Origin of the sequence: Sphingobacterium sp. GVS05A, assembly GCF_019969845.1 — a bacterium.
Taxonomy (GTDB): Bacteria; Bacteroidota; Bacteroidia; order Sphingobacteriales; family Sphingobacteriaceae; genus Sphingobacterium.
The window spans coordinates 231,208-255,152 of record NZ_JAHXYR010000009.1; the positions used below are offsets into that span (position 1 = coordinate 231,208).

The 23,945-nt window shown below is 39.5% G+C and carries 12 protein-coding genes; 8 read left to right on the top strand and 4 right to left on the bottom strand.

Going from position 1 to position 23,945, the window contains the following annotated elements; translation table 11 throughout:
• Positions 1 to 2 precede the first annotated feature (2 nt).
• Positions 3 to 362 carry a CoA-binding protein gene (locus tag LC454_RS21380; protein WP_223584495.1) on the top strand — a complete coding sequence of 120 codons (360 nt, stop codon included), beginning with the start codon at positions 3 to 5 and terminating at the stop codon, positions 360 to 362.
• Here LC454_RS21380 and LC454_RS21385 read toward each other — a convergent pair.
• The 3 genes from LC454_RS21385 to LC454_RS21395 form a co-directional block, all read right to left on the bottom strand.
• The gene (locus LC454_RS21385) at positions 359 to 1,609 is read right to left on the bottom strand and encodes an ROK family protein (protein WP_223584497.1); all 1,251 of its coding nucleotides are present in this window, start codon (positions 1,607 to 1,609) and stop codon (positions 359 to 361) included. The two genes, LC454_RS21380 and LC454_RS21385, sit on opposite strands and share 4 nt — an antisense overlap.
• 150 nt (positions 1,610 to 1,759) lie before the next feature.
• The gene (locus tag LC454_RS21390) at positions 1,760 to 5,161 is read right to left on the bottom strand and encodes a family 16 glycoside hydrolase (RefSeq protein ID WP_223584499.1); all 3,402 of its coding nucleotides are present in this window, start codon (positions 5,159 to 5,161) and stop codon (positions 1,760 to 1,762) included.
• A gap of 105 nt (positions 5,162 to 5,266) precedes the next feature.
• Positions 5,267 to 6,535 (bottom strand): Gfo/Idh/MocA family oxidoreductase, encoded by a 1,269-nt coding sequence (locus tag LC454_RS21395; RefSeq protein ID WP_120261754.1) that lies wholly within the window; start codon positions 6,533 to 6,535, stop codon positions 5,267 to 5,269.
• Positions 6,536 to 7,075: 540 nt separating this feature from the next.
• Between LC454_RS21395 and LC454_RS21400 the strand changes: the two genes are divergently transcribed.
• Together LC454_RS21400 and LC454_RS21405 are read left to right on the top strand one after the other, a co-directional pair.
• Positions 7,076 to 9,220: a glycosyl hydrolase family 95 catalytic domain-containing protein gene (locus LC454_RS21400; protein WP_223584500.1), complete on the top strand. Its 2,145-nt coding sequence runs from the start codon at positions 7,076 to 7,078 to the stop codon at positions 9,218 to 9,220.
• A gap of 46 nt (positions 9,221 to 9,266) precedes the next feature.
• Positions 9,267 to 10,517 carry a glycoside hydrolase family 88 protein gene (locus tag LC454_RS21405; RefSeq protein WP_223584501.1) on the top strand — a complete coding sequence of 417 codons (1,251 nt, stop codon included), beginning with the start codon at positions 9,267 to 9,269 and terminating at the stop codon, positions 10,515 to 10,517.
• 119 nt (positions 10,518 to 10,636) lie between these two features.
• On the opposite strand, the gene LC454_RS21410 is transcribed toward LC454_RS21405, so the two are convergent.
• Complete coding sequence (locus tag LC454_RS21410) at positions 10,637 to 14,497, bottom strand: hybrid sensor histidine kinase/response regulator transcription factor (RefSeq protein WP_223584502.1); 3,861 nt, start codon at positions 14,495 to 14,497, stop codon at positions 10,637 to 10,639.
• A 140-nt stretch (positions 14,498 to 14,637) separates the two neighbouring features.
• Here LC454_RS21410 and LC454_RS21415 point away from each other — a divergent pair, with 140 nt between their 5' ends.
• The 5 genes from LC454_RS21415 (at position 14,638) to LC454_RS21435 (ending at position 23,886) form a co-directional block, all read left to right on the top strand.
• Positions 14,638 to 17,757: a SusC/RagA family TonB-linked outer membrane protein gene (locus LC454_RS21415; RefSeq protein WP_223584503.1), complete on the top strand. Its 3,120-nt coding sequence runs from the start codon at positions 14,638 to 14,640 to the stop codon at positions 17,755 to 17,757.
• A gap of 13 nt (positions 17,758 to 17,770) precedes the next feature.
• Positions 17,771 to 19,459: a RagB/SusD family nutrient uptake outer membrane protein gene (locus tag LC454_RS21420; RefSeq protein WP_223584504.1), complete on the top strand. Its 1,689-nt coding sequence runs from the start codon at positions 17,771 to 17,773 to the stop codon at positions 19,457 to 19,459.
• A 154-nt stretch (positions 19,460 to 19,613) separates the two neighbouring features.
• Positions 19,614 to 20,882, top strand: coding sequence for a DUF2264 domain-containing protein (locus tag LC454_RS21425; protein WP_223584505.1), 1,269 nt, complete (start codon positions 19,614 to 19,616; stop codon positions 20,880 to 20,882).
• Positions 20,883 to 21,273: 391 nt separating this feature from the next.
• A complete protein-coding gene (locus LC454_RS21430; protein ID WP_223584506.1) occupies positions 21,274 to 22,548 on the top strand; it encodes a glycoside hydrolase family 88 protein in 1,275 nt (424 codons plus the stop codon).
• 66 nt (positions 22,549 to 22,614) lie between these two features.
• Positions 22,615 to 23,886: a DUF2264 domain-containing protein gene (locus LC454_RS21435; RefSeq protein WP_223584507.1), complete on the top strand. Its 1,272-nt coding sequence runs from the start codon at positions 22,615 to 22,617 to the stop codon at positions 23,884 to 23,886.
• The last annotated feature ends 59 nt before the right edge of the window (positions 23,887 to 23,945 follow it).

The following is a 23,945-nucleotide window of genomic DNA, read 5'->3' on the forward strand; positions in this document are numbered from 1 at the left end:
GTATGAAAAAGACATTAATCTTAGGTGCAAGTACGAACCCTTCGCGTTATTCAAATAAGGCAGCGAATATGCTCCGTAAGCACGGACATGATATTGTTAACATCGGTTTGAGCGGGGGAGAAGTGGCTGGCGTGCCTATCGAGAAGAAAGGTGAAGTGCATAGTGATATAGACACAGTAACCATGTATCTTGGAGAGCAGAATCAAAAGGAGTATTATAATTATATTTTGGCTACGAAACCAAAGCGTATAATCTTTAATCCGGGGGCTGAGAATGCTGAGTTAGAGCAGATAGCTATGGAGAATGGTATTAAAACTGAAAGAGCCTGTACTCTGGTATTATTGAGTACAGGTCAGTTTTAGATTTTGGATTTCTGGAGCAATTCAACAGACAAATACTTTGTGATAAAATAGTTTGTCAAACCTATTGTATTACTGTCCAGATTCAAGCTCGATACTTTTATATCGCAATGTTCTTTTAATATCGCCATTGTATAAGAATTGATTGCCTGTTGTATCGGGATCGTAATTAATTCATTGGCTTTGGCGATTTTGCCTCCAAGTACAATAAGTTCGGGATTGAGTAGCTGGATCAAAGAAGCAAAAGCTTTACCTAGATTTGTACCCAATTTGGAAATTTGGTTTATGGCAAATTGATCACCTTTATTAGCCGCCTCGATTACATGAGTTGGTGTTAGGTGATCTAATTCCTCTTTATGTAATTCATTGAGCTTGGTAAGTTCACCTTTTTGGATCTCCTGTTTTGCATTGTTGACTAAGGCAATTCCTGAAGCCACAGTTTCAAGACAACCTCTTTTTCCGCAATAACACAATTCACCATTATCAATAAATGGCATATGGCCCACCTCGCCGGAATAACCATCCCGTCCGAGATAAACTTCACCATTGGAAACTATTCCAAGTCCTATTCCCCAATCCATTAAAATAATGAGGCTATTTCTCGTGTTTTTGGCCAAACCAAATTTTAGTTCTGCATATGCGGCGCCTTTTACGTCATTGAGGATATAAACAGGTTTTCTGTATTTGTTCTCGAAGTAAGCTGTAATAGATTGCGATGTGTCATGCAGAAATGTTTCATTAGTTCCCTCCTCAGCGTTGATTAGACCAGGCATGCTAACAATTAGCCCGGTTAGATTTTCCGTATCTACTAATTTTTCCAATAAATATTGATCGATAATCTGCGTAATATCGTGGAGATTATCGGCATTGCGTGATAATTCATTATCCAGTTCTACAGTTTCAGCAACTATATTTTGATTGTTGTCCATGATGCTCAGTGTGATGGAGAAGCGCTGCAACTCGATACATAACACTTGAAATAATCCATCACACAGCCGATATAGGTTTGGTTTGCGACCACCGATAGATTCTCCCTTGTCAAATTGACGGACAATATTGTCCTCCAATAGTTCAGCAATCAGGCTGTTGACCGTAGGAAGGCTTAGGGAGAGATTTTTTACAATGTCGTTTACTGATACAGATCCTAATTCGGCTATTAATTTGATAATAGAAAGTTTATTGAATAGATTTTTCTTTTCGGGTTTACTATCCAATTTTTTGTTAATCAGTAAGTTTACGGCTTTTGTCATAAAACATCATATTTTGAATTAGAATCCTAGAACCTTAATTTAATAAAAGTTTTGGAATCATTCGGTTATTTTTCTCACTTGTCAAACAAGCCGTTCTTTAAGAAAAAAGGGGATAAGATTCCTTATCCCCTTTTTTTACACTTGGTAAAACTATTTGAGTTTTTTTACTCGAATGTCTTTGAAGAATACTTCAGTTCCATGTCCCAGGAAACCAACATGACCACTTGTACGTTTTAAACCTGGATGCTCTTTACCATCCAGCGTTCCATTTTTACTGGCTTCTGCAATATCAGCATCGACAATTACAGTACCGTTCAATGTTACTTTGACACGGTTGCCTTTTACATAGATTTCTTCGGAGTTCCACTCGCCCAATGGTTTTAAGTAACCTCTTTTAGCTGTTACTACACCGTATATAGAGCCATGATATTGATAGGGTTTTAAATCTTTATAGACATCGGCATCATTATCAAGAACTTGGATTTCCATGGCTTCATAAGCCGCATCACCTTCTAATGGGGCACGTATCCCCACACCGTTGTTAGCTCCTGGTGTCAATTTGAAGTCAAAGCGATAGATAAAATCTGAGTACTCTTCTTTTGTATACAAGTTTCCGCCAAATTTAGCATTGGGGTATACCCAGATATAACCTTCATCATTGATGATGTATGCTTTGTTTTCAGTCCATTTGTCCAGATTTGTTCCGTCAAATAGCACCTCAAAACCATCTTTTTTCTCTTGCTCGCTTATTTTGAAGATCTGCTTCCTAGGGAATTCCTTGATGAAAAGATCTCTGTAGTAAACAACTGACCCATGAGCTTGGAGTTCGATCTGCTCTGTTGGAAAAATGGATTGATTTCTGTCCCAATAATTTTCCAGTGGAATATTATCGGTGACCAATTGACCATTTAACCAAACCGTGACTTTATCGTCAACCATTTTGATTTTAAACGTATTCCATTCACCAGTAGCGTTGTCTGCAACCTTGAGCGGTTTGCTTTCATTTTTTTGGTTGTTGTACAATCCTCCTGAGCCTACCTGAGCACCAACTCTCGTATTGGCGATATCCCAAATTTGTACTTGTGGAGTACCTCTCAAGTAGATACCTGCATCACCCTCTATACCACCATAGTTCTCCAATTTCCAGTCTACAAGCATCTCAAAATCTCCATATTGTTTTATGGTAGCCAGATTATCTCCTTTTCCACTAAAAACAATTTCTCCATTTGAGGCAGACCAACCCTTGCGCATGATCTCATCTGCTTTCGCTTGTTCGGTTGCCAGTGTTTTGGCATTCATTTTACCTCGTTTGATTGGATCAGCGACTAATCCTTTCCAGCCGCTAAGGTCCTTACCATTGAAAAGGGATACATAACCCTCTTTTACTGGCATTTCAGAAAGATAGCGAACAACGGCTTCTTTCAGGTAACCACTCTCGCTACCGGATAGTTTGCCAATTACCTGTTCTAGTACTTCTCTGACTTTGCTACCATAGTATTTATTGTCCATGGCGATATTCATGGCTGTATTGGCAGCGGTTTCTCCCAGCTGTGAATCAGCCATTTTATCCGCAGCAAAAATAAAAGCTTGGTAAGTACCTGTTGGTTGAAGGGCAGAAAGTGCAGCCTTCTTCTGTTCTACAGTCTTTGCAACACTAAATGCGTCACGTAATAAAAGTGTTTTTTGATCAGCCGTACTAGCCGAAGATGAAATAGACTTGATTAATCCTCTGTAAACCGTATTGAATAGGTTGTCATCTTTTTCTGTTCTTGATAAGGATACTAGTTTAGGAAGTGCATTAGCGGATGACCAACTTGACAACGATGTAATGGCTGCAGTCCTTAATTCCGGATTATTATTATTTACGTAATTGCCGACTGCTTGCAACGATTGATCGTCACCAAGTCCAGCAAAAATTGGGAAATATTTTGCAGCACTCGGAGCGGCTGATTTTGAGATATTTGCAGCTAATTTTCCTGTTAATCCTTTTGCATTAGGGCTTGATTGAACAACATTGACAACTGCTTTCTGCAATAACGCTGCCGATTTCGGATCAGTGGTATTGTTCAGTCTATTGAAAAGTTCTTCAAGATCAGATTCCTGAGCGACATTGGGTAAAGCTTTATTTATTGCTTCCTCTACTGTTGGATTTGTTGTTTTAATCGATAGAACAGCTTTTGAAGACGCATTATTGGAGCGTTTGCTCAATATATCCAATAACTGAACTTTTTTGCTGTCATCAACAGAAGCGAGTGCAGTATTGACATCATTGATCACATTAGCATCCTTTGAAGACAGGATAAGCGCCTTAACAGAATTGTTAAATTCTTGATCCGCATCAAAGGCCTGTATTAGGGTATTGGTCTCTTTTCCTTGTGAAAGTGTGTTGATCGCGCTTAATCCTGCCAATTTTGTCACTGGCGAAGTCGTTTTGCCGACTAAGGCCTGGATTGCTTTTAAACTGCTCGCAGATCCGTTGTGTGCGAGATAGTTTAGGACACTTTCCTGTACCTCTGGTGTAGCTTTACTCGCTAGAGCCAGCAGGCTTTTCGCATCACTACCTTTACCATATTTACCGAGCAATTGCAACGCAAGGTTACGGTATGCACCATTATCACTCTTTACAGCAGAAAGCAGATTTTTTTGTTGCTTACCTGGATTGATGGCCGCCAATAATTTCAATGAAGCAAATTGTCCGTTGATGGATTTCGCTTTCTGTGATTCCTGGAAGAATTTGTTCAGGAATTTGATGGCATCTTGATCATGCTTATTGTCGATCAGCGATTGTGCATAATCAATACCTAGTCCGACAGCATCAAATTTATCGTAACTGTATGCCGCATCGTTCAATTTATTTTGGAATAACGAAGCGGAAGCTGCACCACCAATTTTACTTAGTGCGATCAAAGCGGTACGTTGGAAGGCATCAGAGTTATATTTTTTGGTGAAATCCAAAATAGCATTTTCCGCATTTGCAACCTTTAAATCGCCTAGTGCTGTAACAATAGCGATTGCAGTTTTTTCTGTCGTAGAAGCTGCTAATGCTTTTTCCAAGGCCGCAGCTGACTCGCTGGTACGGATAGAGACCAAAGTTCTCGCAGCTGCATCAGCTAGATTGTCGTTCGTTAAACAATTTGCCACAGCTGAGATTGCGGAGTTATCTGCGCACTGGCGGAGCAAACGTAAAGCGAAAACTTGATTTGTAGGTTCGCTCAGTTGTGCAATGGATTTTGCTAGACCTTCAACAAATATCTTTTTTTGTTGCTCTTTTCCAGGCTGATTGACATAAAAAGAATAGCTGTTGGCAGCAAATTCAATTGGAGCATTATTACTTCCTGGTGCTTTTAGGCCTTTAAGGAAAGCAACGATGTCTTCGGAAGAAAATCCTTCCAGCTCATGCATGGCGAGCAGGAACTTTTCTTTTTCCTCTGCGGGTTGCTGAGCCAGCACATCAGCTATTTTGGTAGCTGTGGTTCTATTTTGCGGTTGCTGGGCATATGAGGCGCTCGAGATGAGAAGCAATACAGCCAGCGAATTAAATATCTTTTTCATTGAGATTATTTATCTTTTATCGGCATGAAGCTACCATGATTACTGCTATCCATCCAGTGTTCTGATGTCTTTTTTGGTTCATGATATTTCATCGTATTATAATTGTTAGATAGACCAAGGACCCCTCATTGGTTGGTGAATTAAACGATTTGCAGCATCATCATCAATAAATTGCTCATTTTGAGAATCGTATTTTAATGAGCGGTTGAGGCGCAGTGCTGCTAATCCCATATTAACCAATGTACAGGAGCGGTGTCCGTTTATTTCATTGAGGGCAAATTTTTCGCGTGTCCGTACGGATTCCAAAAAATCAGTGATTTGCGGAGCAGGCTCAGGGTATTGCGCCAGTTTTCTTTCCAGATCAGGAATATCGGATGCAAATCCTTTATATAATTTACCTTTAGGTCCTTCAATATAAGCCGCTTTTTCATCTTTGGCCTCGCCATCTAAAATGATCTGACAACCATCAGCATAAGTGAAAGTAATGCGTCTCCAGGTACCAACGGCATCTGGGTGTTGCTGTGGTGCGTCCACATCTACACTCACAGGGCTTTCATTGTCCTTACCTAAGAAATATTGCACTGGATCCATATAATGCTGGCCCATATCACCTAATCCACCACCATCATAATCCCAATACCCTCTAAAAGTCGTGTGTACGCGATGTTTATTGTAAGGTTTATATGGCGCTGGACCCAACCAAAATTCGTAGTCTAGTTCGGCTGGCACTTGTTCTTCTGGTAGGTTCTCTTTTCCTACCCAATAGAATTTCCAGTCAAATCCTGTATGTTTACTTATTGTTACTTTTAATGGCCAACCCAACATGCCTGTATCTACCAGTTTTTTGATTTTACTAACAGGAACATTCATTCCATAAAAATCATCTTTGAAGCGAAACCAGGTGTTCAGACGGAACATATTTCCGTGTTGTGCAATGGCTTCTTTCACTTTCTTACCTTCACCAATGGTACGCGTCATTGGCTTTTCACACCAGATATCTTTTCCTGCTTTAGCAGCCTCTATAGACATAAGGCCATGCCAGTGCGGCGGAGTAGCAATGTGGACAATATCTACCTCTGGAGATTTGATTAATTCTCTAAAATCATGGTATTCTTTTATGCCGCCACCCAAGTCACTTTGTGCAGCTGCAAGATGGCTTTTGTCAACGTCACAAATGGCAACTGTTTTTGTTCCGGCATAGCCGAAGTGTCCACGGCCCATATTTCCGACGCCAATTACTCCTTTGGTTAGATGATCACTCGGAGCAAGATAGCCTTGGCCTCCAAGTACAAAGCGTGGTACAATAGAAAATGCTGCAGCACCTACCACTGATTTTTTAATGAAATCACGCCTTGATGAATTCTGTTCTTTCATGTTGGTTGGATTAGTTGTTTTATAATTGATCCATTTTAGGCTGTTAAAATTAACTGCAATTGGATATTGAACCTAAAAATAGATAAAAAACTGATAAATATAAACTGATAACTAAAATTTTATGTATTGTTTCTTCTTGTTTTATGAAAAAATAATAAAAGGATAGCTCTAAATTCATTTCTTTCATATTTAAGGTTCGATTCTATTGTACAAAGCTTATATTTAGTTACAGAATTGTTACATGAACTATACTATTCGAATTTCTTATTAAAGCGCACAAATTTTCTAGAACACAATCTAATCACCTTGTGATAATAGAACCGCAGTATGTGGCATTTTGAAAGGACAGAACGATTTATTGATCCTATTAATACCTGAATAGCAGCCTTGGTTTGTATTCATCCAGTTGGTACTCACATAAAAATCAGATGATATGATACCGGAAACTCGTGAAGCCACTCAATCGTTTTCGTAAAACAAGCTTGATTATGCTTGGATAATCAAGCATCTTTATGGAGCCTTCAACAGAAGGAAACTGATATGATGAGACCAAAAACACTATTCATAATTATTTTTGCGACAATCCTACCCATAATGGGATTTGGGCAATTTAAAGTTGCGCCACTCGGAAATACGATATATGAGGGTGTGTTTACAGGGAATGGTCTATTAGGAACGATGACCTACCTATCGGGTAACAAATCGGTGCGTATTGACATCGGCCGAACCGATGTATATGACCACCGTGCAAATTCGGATGAGAAGTTGTTCGATAAGGCCCGTCTGCCATTGGGGTACTTTAATCTGGACCTGGGGAGTGCAATAGCCCAAAGCAAGGGTGATATCTATCTAAAGGAGGCTTATGCTGTTGCGACTGTCTCGACAGATCAGGGACAGATCAAAGTGAAAACGACGACACTTTCCAACGATAACATTATCTTATTAGAGGTGTTAAAAAAAGATTTTACGGGAAAGTACTCGCTCAATTGGGTGGCCGATTCGGCAATCAGTCCGCGAATGAAATTTTCCTATACCCAAAAACCAAAGATATACCTTGCCAATCCTGCTGGAAAGAATGGACAACAAGGTCACATAAAATATTATGAACAAGCATTAACAGCGGGTGGGGGATATACCACAGCTTATTTACTTCGATCATCCAAAGATCTTGACACTTATGTTATCACAGTTGGCTACAGCCAAGAAGGAAAGGATTTTACAAAAGAAACTCTGGATTATCTCAAAAAAATCGACAATAGGAAAATAGCGAAGGGGCTGACACAACATCGTCAATGGTGGACAAGCTATTTTAAGGCATCTACACTCGAACTGCCTGATTCAACTTATCAAAGTTTCTACGATATGCAATTATACAAGCTGGCAAGCGCAACCAGATCGGACAAGCCAGCTATGGATCTGCAAGGACCGTGGACGAGTCCCACTCCCTGGCCAGCTTATTGGCTCAATCTAAATATACAGCTCGCATATTCGCCGACTTTTAAAGCAAATCACCTGGATATCGCTAATTCCTTGATTCAAATGATTGACAAAAATAAGGATAATCTGCGTCTTAATGTTCCAGAGCCCTATCGTTACAATAGTATAGCCGTAGGTCGTTCTTCTGCATCGGATTTATGGAGTCCAGTATTATTGCAAAAAGGTGTCTCCCTTGAAAAAGCTTCTGATGGTGATAAAGAACTTGGTAACCTTGTATGGCTGCTGCACAGCTACTATCAGTATTATCGGGCAACACTGTCGCGAGATGTGTATGATCGTCTATTTCTACTTTTGAAGGAAGCAATCAACTACCATTTGCATTTGCTGGAGAAAGATCAAAATGGGAAATATGCTATCGCTGTTAAAACCTATTCCCCTGAATATTCAAAAGGATTTGCTTATAATACAAACTACGACCTATCAATCCTAAAGTGGGGCTTAAAGGCTTTACTGGAACTAGATGACGAACGTGGAGGCAACGATCCACTTCATAAGGTGTGGAAGGATGTGCTGGCACATTTGGTTGAATACCCACAAAACACTGATGGTTTTATGATTGCCAAAGATGTACCCTATGACGAGTCACATCGACACTATTCGCATCTGATGATGATTTATCCTTTTTATGATGTAAACTGGGATCAAAAGGAAAATAGAGAGCTGATCGAAAAATCTATTGCACATTGGCAGAGTAAAAAGCAATGGCTTCAAGGGTATTCCTTTTCAGGGGCGGCTTCGATGTATGCCATGATAGGACGCGGCGATGCAGCTTTAGCCTCGTTGGATGTTTTATTGAACAAATATGTAAAAGCGAATACCCTCTATGCAGAAAGTGGTCCTGTGATCGAAACGCCGTTGGCCGCCATGGCAAGTATACAGGAGCTATGTCTGCAATATTGGAATGGGATATTGCGCGTATTCCCAGCTGTTCCGAGCAAATGGAAGGATGTCTCCTTTAACAATTTTTTAGCGGATGGGGGCAATTTGATTTCTGCGCAACGTAAAAATGGGAATACAATAGCTGTTGAAGTTAAAAGCCAATACGGTGGAACATTAAAACTAAAGCTCGATATGCCTAACCCAATCTTTAAAATAAAAGGAAAGGGTAAGTATACGAAGCAGGAGGATGGTTTAATCCGATTAGAACTCAATAAGGGAGCTATAGTCACTATCCGTGAAAGTAAATAAATAAAAGCAAGCAAAATAAACAACGTATAGAAAGGGAATATAAATAATGAGATTTAGAAAGCAAATTTTTATGATTTTATGGGCTGCTCTGGGGACAGGTACTTTGGTCCATGGACAAACTGTGAAATTGAAACTGTCGAAAGAGTTTGTACAACAGCAACTTGATGCAGCTGCCAAGCAGATTAAAGTTTTGGATAAGGAAACGCCAGCGGATAAGTTTCCGAAAACATTTGAAAATGGTAAAGAGGTTTTTTCGTCATCGAGCTGGTGGTGTTCGGGATTCTATCCTGGGACTTTATTTTATTTATATGAAGGAACCAAAGATCCGGATCTATTAAAGAAAGCTGAGAATAAATTAACCCACTTGGAAAGAGAGAAGAATAACAAAGGTACGCATGACTTGGGCTTTATGTTGTTCTGTAGTTTTGGAAATGCCCTTCGATTGACCGGAAAGACGCAGCAATATGAACCAGTTTTGACAACAGGAGCAAATTCATTAGCGTCGCGTTATAGTCCGAAGACAAAAACTATCCGTTCATGGGATCACGGGTCCTGGGATTATCCCGTCATTATAGACAATATGATGAACTTGGAGTTTTTGACACAGGTTTCTAAAATAACAGGAGATAAAAAGTATTATGATATTGCGGTCGCACATGCTGAAACAACATTAAAAAACCATTTTCGGAAAGATTATAGTTCTTACCACGTGATCGATTATGATAAGAATACAGGTAAAGTACGATCCAAAAAGACACATCAAGGTGCATTTGATGAGTCTGCCTGGTCACGGGGACAGGGGTGGGCTTTATACGGTTATACAATGATGTACCGTGAAACAAAGAAAAAGGAGTTTTTAAAGCAGGCACAGCTGATAGCGAAATACATTCTTGACAATCCAGATCTACCCTCCGATCTAATTCCGTACTGGGATTTTGATAAGGATAAGATCGCTGCATCTGATAAGATGTACCCGAATAAAGACTTAAGAGACGTCTCTGCCGCTGCTTTGTATGCTTCGGCGCTATTAGAGCTTTCGAAATACACTAAGGGTAGCGAATCTGCACTTTACTTCGATAAAGCGGAGACAATGATCAAAAATCTATCTCAAGCACCTTATTTGGCTACTTATGGCCAAAATGGAGGCTATATTCTTCAACATAGTGTGGGGGCGCTTCCTCTAAATTCGGAGATTGATGTACCACTGACATATGCTGACTACTATTATGTAGAGGCATTAGTGCGCTATAAAAGGCTCTTGGATGGCGAACCAATGATTAAAGAAATCGCGAAGTAAATAGCGTAAAGATACCAAGGTAAAGATAACAAAGGCGCCCATTTAGGCGCCTTTGTTACTTTTAAATTTATTCGTATCCTACTACAGTCTCTTTTCAAATATTTAATCCCTTTTGTTTTTTAATCATCTTCGTAGGAATCCGCTACTTGCTCTGACGGATTATACCCAAATTGTTTCTTGAACTCCCTGCTAAAGTACTTTCTTTCAGAAAATCCGACTGCATAGGCGACTTCACTGACATTCATCGAAGATTTTAGCAACTCCTTCGCTCTGTTAAGCCGGTACATTTTCACATAATTATTGATTGAAAGGTTGGATATCGCCCGGAGCTTTCGGTAAATAATAGGTGTGCTCATTCCCATCTTTCGGGAGATAAAATTAACATCAAAGTCATCCGACTGCATATTATCTTCGATCAGTTGATCTAATGTGGCAATAAATTGAGCATCCAGTTCATTGTCGAAATCTGTTTTTTTGACCTGAAATTCCTTGCTCTTTTTATGACTGATTGCTATGAGATTCTGGACAGATAGAAACAACAGCCTATTGTCAAAAGGTTTTGTTAGATAGATGTTTGCTCCGTATTGTAGGGCTTGTGTTTGTGATTCATTGTCTGTCACTGCAGTCAACAGGATAACAGGAATATGACTGGTTGCGATATTTGTTTTTACTGCCTGGCACAACTGGGTTCCATTCATATAAGGCATCATCAGATCAGATAAGATCAAGTCGGGAATATACTCTTGCGCTTTCGATAAGGCATCTTCTCCATTGACAGCCGTGATGACGGTATAGCTATCCTGAAACAAATGAACAATGGTATCCAATAGCTCTCTATTGTCTTCGACAATGAGAATGGTCTGTTGCAAAGATCTGCCCAATATGGTCGGAATTGTTGAATTTGATTCATCTATTATGGTCATCGGGGAGTCTGTAGGAGAGGACATGCGGACTTTCGATAGCTTTGGCAAACGTAGGTTGAACACTGTCCACTCTCCTTTATCATCTTTCATGGTAAAACAACGGATCTCTCCCTGATGCTGTAGGACAATTTGCTTGGTTAAGGCTAGTCCGATACCAGTACCTATACTGTCATTTGCTTGTTCCTCCCGATAATATTCTTCAAAGATCTTGAATTGATTGTCCGTTGCGATGCCAATCCCGTTGTCAACGATGTTGATAATGATGTTGTCTTCGCTCTCAAGGAGTTCAAGATAAACTGTGCCATTCTCGGGTGTATACTTAATGGCGTTTGACAATAGATTGAACATGACCTTGTCAAATTGAACAGCGTCTATGGATTGTAACCCTACGGCATCCAATTGTCGGATATAATAATTGATATGTTTATTCTGAGCAAGATCATTGAGGAGGTAGAATGTATCTTCAATATATTCCCTGAAAGGGATATCGCTCTGTTTCAAGATGAAGTGCTTGTCATCAAATTTTTTGAAATCAAGTAGCTCGTTAACAACCCCCAATAATTTAGCTGCATTCTTTTTAATCCGTTTTATCTTAGATTGCGTGGCCGATAAGTTGGCCGTTTCGGTGATGATTTCATCCAGAGGTGACATGATCAAGGTCAGCGGGGTACGAATCTCATGTGAAATTTGTGTAAAGAATTTGATTTTCTTCTCCTGTTCTCTTTCAGAATTGATCAGCATCTGGCGTTCTACGACAAACCTGATAACAAAGTGTACACCGAGGGTAAATAATCCGGCGTATAAGAGGTAAGCCCACCAAGTTCTCCAGAGCGGAGGCTTTATATCCATGTTTATTTGTAGAGGGGTACTGCTCCAGATACCATCGTTATTGCTGGCATATACACTGAGTGTATGCCTTCCTTCGGGAATATTGGTATATCTGACACTTGGCGTACCGGTTTCTATCCAATCCTTATCAAAACCTTCTAGTTTATAACGATATCTATTTTTCTGTGGTTTGATAAAATTGGAACTCGAAAAATTGACCGTGATAAAATTCTCGTCATAACGTAATTGCAACGTATAGTTATTGGGCTGATCACCTTGCTGGATGCGACCATAGTTTAAGGGTGTATCTTCAAGGAATATATTTCTAAAAAGCACATTCGGTTTTTTCTGATTGAAAGTGATTTTTCGCGTGTCGATCGAAACTAAACCATTCAATGTAGTCACGAATAAAAATCCGGCTTCGCTGCTATAGACCTTTGCCCCTTGCATATTTTTAACAGGGAGACCATCGTACTGATTAAGTATAGTATTATACTTTGTTGTCGGATCGAAGAAAATCAGTCCATTTTTGCTGCTGATCCAGAAATGTTTGTCGATAATGACAGGCCAGCCTAAGTTGTTATTATGAAAACGGGCTAGAGGCTTGATATCGCCCAAATGATACAATTCGGTTGCAGTTGTAAACCAGATATCACCATCAGGATGGACATAAAACCCTTGAATGGATAATTTTGGGTCCGTAAATAGTTGAATAACTTTTGTCGTGGGATCTTGCTTGTAAAGCCGCCCACCTAATAAAAAATAAACACAATTTTTATTATCGGCTTGGATATCCGCCAATGTGGTAGGAAGTCCTTTGACCGGATATGGCGGTTTCTCCGGAGGTGCAATATATAAACCAGCATTTGTACCCAGGTACAGATAATTGTCTACTCCGGCATAGATGCTATAGATATTATTTTTTAAATGTAGCGGATTTTTGTCCAAGAGGACATGGCGTGCAGTTTTAGTTTTTAAGTCAATGATCGAATAACCGCCACCATGCTGTGCCGCATAGAGGACATTGTTACGTATTGACAAGTCCTTGATCAGATTAGATCGCGATAGTTTGGGAAAAGGTTGCATCGTTCCCGTCTTTTTATCCAAAAGATTTATTCCCTCCTCCTCCGTTCCGATCCAATAAGCATCTGGGGATTCTGCAAAACTGCCAATAATATCGCTATTTAGCCTGTTTTGAGGCAACTCACGACTCGAATAAACATGTAAGGGAATCATATTCGGATAAATGGCATTGATGCCGCCAAAATAAGTGCCTAACCAAATAATTTGTTGATCGTCGACAAATATATCATAAATGGAATTTTGGCTTAGTGAATGCGGAACCAAAGTATTGTGCTTGTAATTAATAAAAGGTGTACTACCGGTAAAGACAGAAAGCCCTTTTAGTGTGCCCAGCAATAATGTATTATTTGGGCCTTTATTGATTTTTCGGATGTTATTACTTAGAAGGTTGCTGTTCCCTTCATGAATGTGCTGCCAATGCTTATCCGATAGTCGATATTGAAATAATCCCTGAAGTTTTGTCCCAATCCATAATGTGCCATTTTGATAATAAAAAGTGCTGACGATACCCTGATCTTTTAGCGGTAATGAGATACGTTCGATGGACGTTATCTTATTCTCTTTTAACGTGCAAAATTCAATACCACTATCGCTGGCAACTGCATATGTTGTCGAATTAACAGGAACAATAGCTTGGACATGATTGCGGGTCAGGATCGATTTTATGGTATAGGAATTTCCTAAAGGGACGGCAAGATATAGCCCGCGAGCGGAACAGAGGATGGTGTTATTGCCATGAACGTAAATATCATGAATAACTAAAGGAAGTTCAAATGACTTGTCTTGTTGATAGACAGGTTTTCTTTTGTCTATATTAAAAATGAAGAGTTTCGTTGCGGTTGCAATAAAAATATCATTGCGGGCATTGATATTAATCTTATTGATGTAATCTACATTTTTGAAAATCGAGTCCGTGACTAAAACATTGGTCACATTTCTGGAATCATAAATAAATAGGTTGTTTCCCCCACCAAACCATAATTTACCTTGTCGATCCTGCGCGATTGTCAGTACCGCCTGTTTGTCCAGGATGTTATCCTGTGTCAGAGTTTCGAAACTAAAGTGCTGGGCACAACAAATGATACTTGAGCAGAGGAGCAATAAAGTGATGGCAATGCTTCGAATCTGTTGTACTGGGAATTTCATAGATAAATAGAGGTTACAGCATCAAATTTAAGATTTTACCCCTTAATATTTATAAAAATCACCCTACTAAATCGTCGTTCTTGCTCAATTTTGACATAGTTAAGTAACCATTTTTAATTATAAAACCAATTTCCTAAAGTATGGCTAAGTTTTACGCAATTGGATTGTCCGCTATGACGCTATTTTCTGTAGGTGCAGTTCATGCCCAGCAGAAAGTAAATGTAACAGGCCAAATCAAAGACAGTCAAGGAACACCGCTATCAGGTGTAACAATTCGTGAGAAGGGCGGAACAGTCTCAACTTCTACAAATGGATCAGGAACCTATTCCTTATCTGTAAACCCTAACGCAACGCTAGTAATTTCTTATGTTGGTTATCAAAACCAAGAGATAGCACTAAACAATCGCAAAATAGTTAACGTCACGCTGGAGGGGGCAAGTTCGGCAATTGATGAAGTCGTTGTTGTAGGATATGGAACACAGAAAAAAGCAAATTTGACGAGTTCGGTATCTACAATAGATCAAAAAGTTCTGGATTCCCGCCCAATATCCAATGTCATGTCTGCAATGCAGGGAGCTGCACCCGGCTTAGTTGTGACTCGCTCTGGTGGACAGCCGGGCGCCGAGGGCTTTTCGGTTAATATTCGTGGGGATCTATCTACGGGGTCATCTAATCCATTGGTACTTATTGATGGCGTTCCCGGTAGTTTAACCTACACCAATCCGGACGATATTGCAAGTATATCTATTCTGAAAGATGCCTCGGCAACTGCTATATATGGCTCTAGGGGAGCAGCCGGTGTTGTTCTTGTGACGACAAAATCTGGTCAGGGAAAATTGAAGGTAAACTATCAAGGGATGTGGACGGCAAAAAAGATGGGACTTTTTCCAGAGCGGATTAATAGCTGGGAGGAGGCTGAGATGCAGAACCTAGCTCGTATTAATGCCGGTCAATCTCCAGATTGGTCAGCTGAATTAATTGCCTTGATGAAGGATCCCAATCAATATTATAGAATTAACCCAACTAACCCCACTGCATATCAATATTTTGGCAATTATAATTATCCAGAGATTTTACTCAAAGATAAATCAACCCGTTTAAATCAAAATCTATCTATTTCAGGAAGTACAGAAAAGGATAATTACTTGTTTTCTTTAGGCTATATCATGGATAAAGGAATTTTTAGATTTGGCCCAGATGACTATAAACGTTTGAATGGACGGTTTAATTATCATAGAGAACTTTCCAAGATATTTAGCTTGGACTCTAAAATATTATACAGTAGATCGGAGAGAAATACAAGCGTTTTGGGAGCCAGTAATGATTATGGATTGATCTATAATATTGTTTCATCGCGGAGCCTAAGTCCGATATATCTTCCCGAAAGTGGTGATACAAAATATGCTGCTGGAAGTGCTGCTGGCGAAACTGTTGGGTTATTAAAGGATGGTGGACGTAACAATAATGTCATTCAAGAAATTGGCGGTAGTTTTGAATTGGGGGCAAAGGATGTTTTTACAGAAGGTTTAAAACTACGCGTTTTATATAGTCCAAGGATAGTAGTCGAAAATGATAATAATACTAGAATACCAGTCCCAATGTATAATGTAAATGGACGAACAGGATGGGCAGGGGGAATTAATCTTAATTCAATAATGAAAGGACGTTCTCAGACATTAACGAACAATTGGCAAGCAGTAGGTGAGTATAATCGCACTTTTAATGAAAAACATGAAGTATTAGCACGTGGAGGCTACCGTTATGACGATTATCGCTACGATTATATTGGCGCGTCGGCTTCTAATCTTCCAACGGATGACGTCTTGGCTTTAAGTCAGTTTGGGGATAAAAATAACACCACTGTTGGCGATAATATACAAACCAATACATTGATTTCTTTCTTTGGTACCGCGCAATATGTTTTTGATCAAAAATATATTATCCAGGGAACCTTAAATAGAGAGGGAAGTTCTCGTTTATCTCCAGCTAACCGCTGGATCACTTTACCTGGTATCTCTGCAGGATGGCGGATAAATAATGAATCTTGGTTTGGGGCTGCTTCTAAAATATTCAATGAATTAAAATTGAGAGCTGCCTGGGGTAAACAAGCCAATGACCCCAATAGTGATAATCCTCGCGCAAGCAATTATGACTATACAAATCTATTATCTAAGGGCGATGCATATCCATTTAATAATGTCCGTAATACCTATTATTGGATTAACGCCGCCGCGTCACCTTTAAGAAAATGGGAAAAAGTGACAAATACTGATGTAGGATTGGATTTTGCGATGTTCAATAGAAAACTCGATGGATCATTCTCCTATTTTTGGAGACAAACAAGAGGAACTTATGGGGTAGTCATTCAACCAGGTGTATTTGGTATTGGAAGCCCGAGTACTAATATTGGCGATTTTGATTCTTGGGGCTGGGAACTGAGCTTAAATTGGCGTGATAAGATAGGGGAGGATTTCAATTATTCTATTGGTGCTAACTTATCTGATAATAACAATAAAGTTGTTAAATTTTTAAATAGAACCAATGTAAGTAATGGTGTCGCTTCCCTTTTAGAAGGATATTCTAAAAACTCAATTTTTGGATACCGTACGGATGGTTACTTCCAAAATGCTGATGAGATAAAAAATAACCAGGTAAATCATCAAAACCCTAATTTGGGGCCTGGAGATATTCGCTATGTTGATGTAAATGGTGATGGAATTATTTCCTCTGGCAAAGGTAACTTAGAAGATCCAGGTGATTTAGTATACCTCGGTACTCAAAATCCAAGATATTCTTTCGGATTGAATCTAGGTTTTAATTATAAAGGATTTGATTTTAGTGCATTTATTCAAGGTGTTGGGAAAAGAGAGTTTTTACTACCTTCCGTTTTGACCCTTCCTTATGTTGAAAGCTGGCGGCAGGCCTGGGCCATCCATAAAGATTACTGGACGCCAGAAAATCCAAATGCAATGTTCCCAAGACCAGTTATGGGTGGGGGAAGTAATACAAGGATTTCCGATAAATGGGTAGTCAATGGTGCCTATGCACGCATGAAAAATATCCAATTGGGCTATACCTTACCAAAGGAATTGACGACAAGAGCGAAAATAGAACGTTTAAGAGTCTTTTTCTCCGGCGAAGATCTATTTGAATTTAAAAAATCATGGAACCCTTATTATGATCCTGAAACGCCAAATGGACAGGCATTCGGATATCCATTTTTCCGTTCATTCACATTAGGGGTAAATGTTACGTTTTAAAACCTGGGAAATTATGAAAATCGAAATAAATAAATCAAAAACCATTATAAAGAGAGTTGCAAAATTGGGAGTCCTAATCGCGTCGGCCAATATCCTATTTTCATCATGTATGAAGGATTTAGATAATAAGATAGATGAGACTAGGGTGACGGATGCGTCTTTTTGGAAAACCGAACAGCACTTGCTGATGGGGGTAAATTATCTTTATACCTTCTTGCCAGGAATAGGCGAAAATAGCGCCGCAAATTGGACTGATGATTCTCGTTCTACAGGTAACAATTCGATCAGCGATGGATCCCGCTTGGTGCCTAATGGTAGCGGAGATTATACAAGTAATTATCAGCTAATCCGCGCAGTAAATACTGTCTTGGAAAAGGCAGAAAAGATGTCGCTAGACGCAGTTGTTATAACGAAATATAGCGCTGAAGCACGATTTTTTAGAGCTTATGCTTATGGCGAATTGCTCAAGAGATTTGGAGGAATGCCGATCATAACCCGTACCATGGACCTTGGGGATGAATTGCTTCAAGCGCCAAGAGGAACACGTGATGAAGTTGTCAATCTGATTTATAGTGACCTGGATTATGCGATCCAAAATTTACCTGAGGCCAGTGCGACAAAATCCACCGATTACGGCCGAATCAATAAAAGTGTTGCACAGGCGCTTAAGGTTAGACTTGCACTTTTTGAAGGAACTTTTGAAAAGTATCATCAATTTGGAGATGCTAAAAAACACCTGACATTAGCGAAAAATACGGCCAATGATATTATTTCAACAGGTTATTTTAAGCTTTTTACTTATGGAGCTAACCCAGAAAAGAGTTATTATTATCTTTTTCAAAAAGAAGGAAACGGTTATGCAAATAAGGAAGTCATATTACCCCGTTTATATGGGAAAGATATGACGGATAGAATCTCGACACATAATTATAGCCGGAATATAGAGCAAGGGGCGATTACACCTACACGTTATTTAGTGGACGCTTACTTGTATATTGATGGTTTACCTAGAGAGGGTGCGAATAGATCACCTTATTATAAACCAAGTGTAAGCACATTAACGGAGTTTGAAAATAGAGATCCTCGTCTGGCAATGACTGTTTTTAAGACAGGAGATGCCTATATCAATGGTTCCAAATACCAGCCTATGTTTTCATTTACACAAACGGGATATAAAACCTTTAAATATTTTAATGATACAGATTGGGTGAACCAAGCGAGTTTCAATGAGCATAAAATTATTCGATATCCTGAAGTATTGTTGTCTTATGCAGAAGCAGTCTATGAACTGGATGGAAAAATTTCAGATACTGACCTGGATAAATCTTTAAATATAGTTCGCGCGCGCGCAGGCATGCCCAAATTGACGAATGCTTTTGCGACAGACCATCAGATGAATATGTTGGAGGAAATTCGAAGAGAGCGTAGAGTAGAATTTGCAATAGAAGGTGAACACCGTTATTGGGATATTATCCGGTGGAAAATTGCAGAAAAGGTATTACCGTTGCCTACACTAGGTATTCAATTTTTCAAAGGCGAATATGCAGAACAGCCTGTTGTGAATCTTACACCTGAAGGTTATGTGATTGCACAGACAGCAGCAACTCGGAAATTTGATCCCGCTCGTGATTATCTCTGGCCGCTTCCTATCTCAGAATTGTCCTTAAATCCGAATCTGGTGCAGAATCCGGTATGGAAATAGTAATTAAGATGTAACAAAGTTATGGATCAATCGCTCTGGCAAACGATTGCACGGGCGATTGATTCTTTTTAGCTTGTTTTTCTATATTAAAATAAAGATTTTTAGTGTTTTATGTGCGCTTGTAGCGTGCACATTTACTTATAAACCATTATCGATGAAGAGAAGATCTGTATTAAAATTGTTAGGCGGTGCTGGCGTTGGTGCATTGACGGCCTCGTTGCCAATGGGGGCGAAGGCAAGTGTTTTATCCGATGAAAGTATAAGTTATGCTGGGAATGACCGTGCTTATTGGGTTTCAATACTAAGCAAGATGGCCACACCTATATTGGATAATATCAGTAAACAGCAATGGCGCAAAAAGATGCCGATGGAGGTCAGTCCTACTTTTGACAGTAGAGATCCGGGAGTTGGTTATCTCGAGGCTTTCGGTCGATTGCTGGCAGGCATGGCACCTTGGCTGGCTTTAGCTGATGACAGCACTGAAGAGGGGAAATTACGTAAGAAATTACGTGATCAAGCCTTATTGGGTATTCAATATGGTGTAGATCCTAAATCTCCGGACTATTTTACATGGCGCGGTCCCTCATCGCAGACACTAGTAGATGCTGCACATCTAGCCCTTGCGTTCCTGAGAGCACCCAAAGCACTTTGGGAACCATTGGATCAGGTAACAAAGAAAAGGGTTGTCGAAGAATTCAAACTATTACGTAAGATTAAACCTAATGAAAGTAACTGGTTGCTTTTTGCTGCAATGACAGAAACTTTCCTATATAGTGCTGGCGAGGAATGTGCGCGTGAGAAAATAGACTACGCGGTCAATAAATTTGATCAGGAATGGTATGTTGGTGATGGTTGGTATAGTGATGGGGCTCGTTTTAGCTTTGACCATTACAATGGCTATGTGATCCATTGCATGCAGGTCGAATCACTTCGTCATAATATCTCCGCTGGTGGAAAATACAAAGAAATGTATGAACGTGCCTATAAACGCATGCAGCGTTATGCACATCATTTAGAACGGATGATATCGCCTGAAGGATACTATGTGGTTGTAGGACGTTCGTCTACCTACAAGAATGCAGCGTTTCAACCTTTGGCAACTGTAGCCTTAGAAAATAAGTTGCCGGACGATATTTCAAAAGGTCAAGTGAGGGCAGCCCTGACGGCAGTACTCAGACATATCTATATTGACAAAACTTTCGCTCCGTCAGGATGGCTGCGTATGGGGGTGGTTGGAGACCAGCAGTCAAATTTGGCCGACTATTATACCAACGCCGGATCAATGTATGTGGCATCGTTGTCGTTCCTACCCTTAGGATTACCCGCTACGGATGAGTTCTGGACATGTGTCCCACAGAAATGGACATCACAGAAATGCTGGAATGCGGAACAGTTTCCGAAAGATTATTACGTCAGTTACTAATTCCTTGTTCTTTTATTCATAATCTAAATACTAAAAAAATAGAGATACTAGGTAGGTCTTAGACTCTTATTAAGTAAAAACTTAATACGCAGGTCTCAATACTAAATAGGCAAAAGGTAGAAATTAAAAAAATAGAGATACTAGGTAGGTCTTAGACTCTTATTAAGTAAAAACTTAATACGCAGGTCTCAATACTAAATAGGCAAAAGGTAGAAATTAAAAAAATAGAGATACTAGGTAGGTCTTAGACTCTTATTAAGTAAAAACTTAATACGCAGGTCTCAATACTAAATAGGCAAAAGGTAGAAATTAAAAAAATAGAGATACTAGGTAAGTCTTAGACTTGTATAAGTAAAATCTTGATACTCATATCTCAATACTCAATACTAATATGAAGATACAACACTATATTACAGGAGCTTTAATGATTGGGCTTGGCGTACAAGCAATATCATGTTCTAGTCAGAAGAATTTAACAACAGCCAAATTAGGACTGAACAAAGAATTTGTCAAAACCAATCTTGAAGATGCACATAAACAGATTAACTATCTAGCTTCGTCCATCCAGGAGTCGGATATTCCTACCACCTTTAAAGATGGGAAATATGTCAATTGGGGCTCTAGCTGGTGGTGTTCCGGATTTTATCCGGGTACTGTGCTCTATCTTTATGAATATACAAAAGATGAGAAGTTGTTGGATGAGGCAAAACGAAAACTAAAACATTTAGAAAAGGAGAAAAATAATAAAGGAACACATGATCTTGGGTTTATGCTTTATTGTAGTTTCGGTAATGCATTACGGTTGACAGGTGATTCTACAGCATATAAAGGCGTGTTAAGTACAGGTGCTGCTTCATTGGCAACACGCTTTCATGAAGCTCCAAAAACAATCCGCTCATGGGATGGCGGTAAGAATTGGGACGGGCAACCGTGGACATATCCAGTTATTATTGATAATATGATGAATCTGGAATTTTTGACCGAAGTGTCCAAAATGACAGGAGACAAAAGATTTCGGGATATTGCCATACGGCATGCAAATACGACAATGGTCAACCATTATCGAAAAGACTACAGTTCTTACCACGTGGTAGATTATAATCCGGATAATGGAAGTATAATCTCAAGAAAAACTGCACAAGGAGCATTCGATGAGTCTGCATGGGCAAGGGGACAAGCTTGGGGATTATATGGATATACAATGATGTACCGCGAAACAGGTGAAAAGAAATACCTGGAACAAGCACGGAATATCGCTAAGTTTTACCTTAATCATCCCAATCTTCCAAAGGATCTGATTCCGTATTGGGATATGGATCAAAATAAATTGACCAGGGAAAGTAAGTATTATAATCAAAAGGATCTACGTGATGTTTCTACTGCTGCGGTTACAGCTTCCGCATTGTTAGAATTGGCACAATATACAAAGGGCAGTGAAAGTCAATTGTACATTTCCAAAGGTGAGCAGATGTTAAAGTCACTTTCCTCTAAACCATACAAAGCGGACTACAAAGAAGCTGGGGGTTACATATTGAAACATAGTGTCGGTTCTATTCCGCATAAAACGGAGGTAGATGTGCCATTGACTTATGCCGATTATTATTACGTAGAGGCATTGATCAGATATGACCGAATGCTCAATGGCGAAAAAGTGATCAAACAATAGAGGCATTATCTATGGGTAACGGGTGAGGGGAACTAATTCCATTTTAAAATAACTAATTCCAGTAATATGAACTATAAAAAATTAGTCATTATCATATTATTAGTGCCACAGGTATTATTTGCTCAAAACAAAGAGGAAAATAATGGTCTACAGCAGCGGGCATATTTGGTAAAAACGCTTACCAAAATTGCTGATCCTGTATTAATGGCATTGAGCAAAGGTGAATTAGTTAAAACAATGCCGATCGAATCGCGTAACAATCTGGACCGGACAGGTTGTACTTACTTGGAAGCATTCGGTCGGTTAATGGCAGGAATGGCACCTTGGCTTGAACTTGGACCGGATAATACAGCCGAAGGTAAGTTGAGAAAGAGATATATCGATTTATCCATTGCCTGTATAAAAAACGCAACGGATCCCAATAATCCGGATTATATGAATTTTAGAAAGCATCCCAAAACACAAAGTCAAGCGCTGGTGGATGCTGCATTTTTAGCGCAAGCACTCTTAAGGTCTCCAAATCAACTCTGGGGTAAATTAGATGATCAGACCAAGAAAAATGTGATCAATGCATTTAACCTGACCCGCGAAATGAATGCCTATGGCAATAACTGGGTGTTATTTAGCTCCGAAATCGAAGCCTTTTTCTTAAAATATGATAAAGTTGTCGATAAAAGTCGGTTGGACAGGGCTATTGACCTAATGGTTTCCTGGTATAAAGGCGATGGAATATACGGTGACGGCCCTAACTTTCATTACGATTATTACAATAGCTTTGTGATACATCCGATGCTTTTAGAAACTAGTCTGGAACTGAAGAATGCTAATTTGGATATAGCAAACCTCTATCCGATATTCCTAGATCGCGCCAGAAGATACGCGACCATACAAGAACGTTTAATCTCTCCAGAAGGAACTTATCCACCAGTAGGACGTTCATTGAGTTACCGTTTCGGTGCTTTTCAGCTGCTGTCGAAAATTGCATATATGCACGAATTAGAAAAACGAATCGAACCAGCTCAGGTGCGATGTGCGCTTTATACAGTAATAAAAAGACAGATTGAAATGCCAGGTACTTTTAATAGCTCCGGTTGGTTAAATATTGGTTTTGCGGGTCATCAACCGGAAGTGGGCGAAACCTATGTTTCTACAGGAAGTGAATATTTATGCTCAGAAGCCTTTATTATTCTGGGCTTACCGCCAAACGATCCGCTATGGACTGCCCCTGATGCAAGTTGGACAGCTAAAAAGGCATGGAATGGTGAAACAATGATTATAGATCATACGTTGACTCCGGATATTATTGGAGCAGATGTTTACAAAGAGCGGAAGAAATAACAAACACAATAAAAATGAAAACAAACTAAAAACCTTGGGAAAGGAAAAGATCATTGATA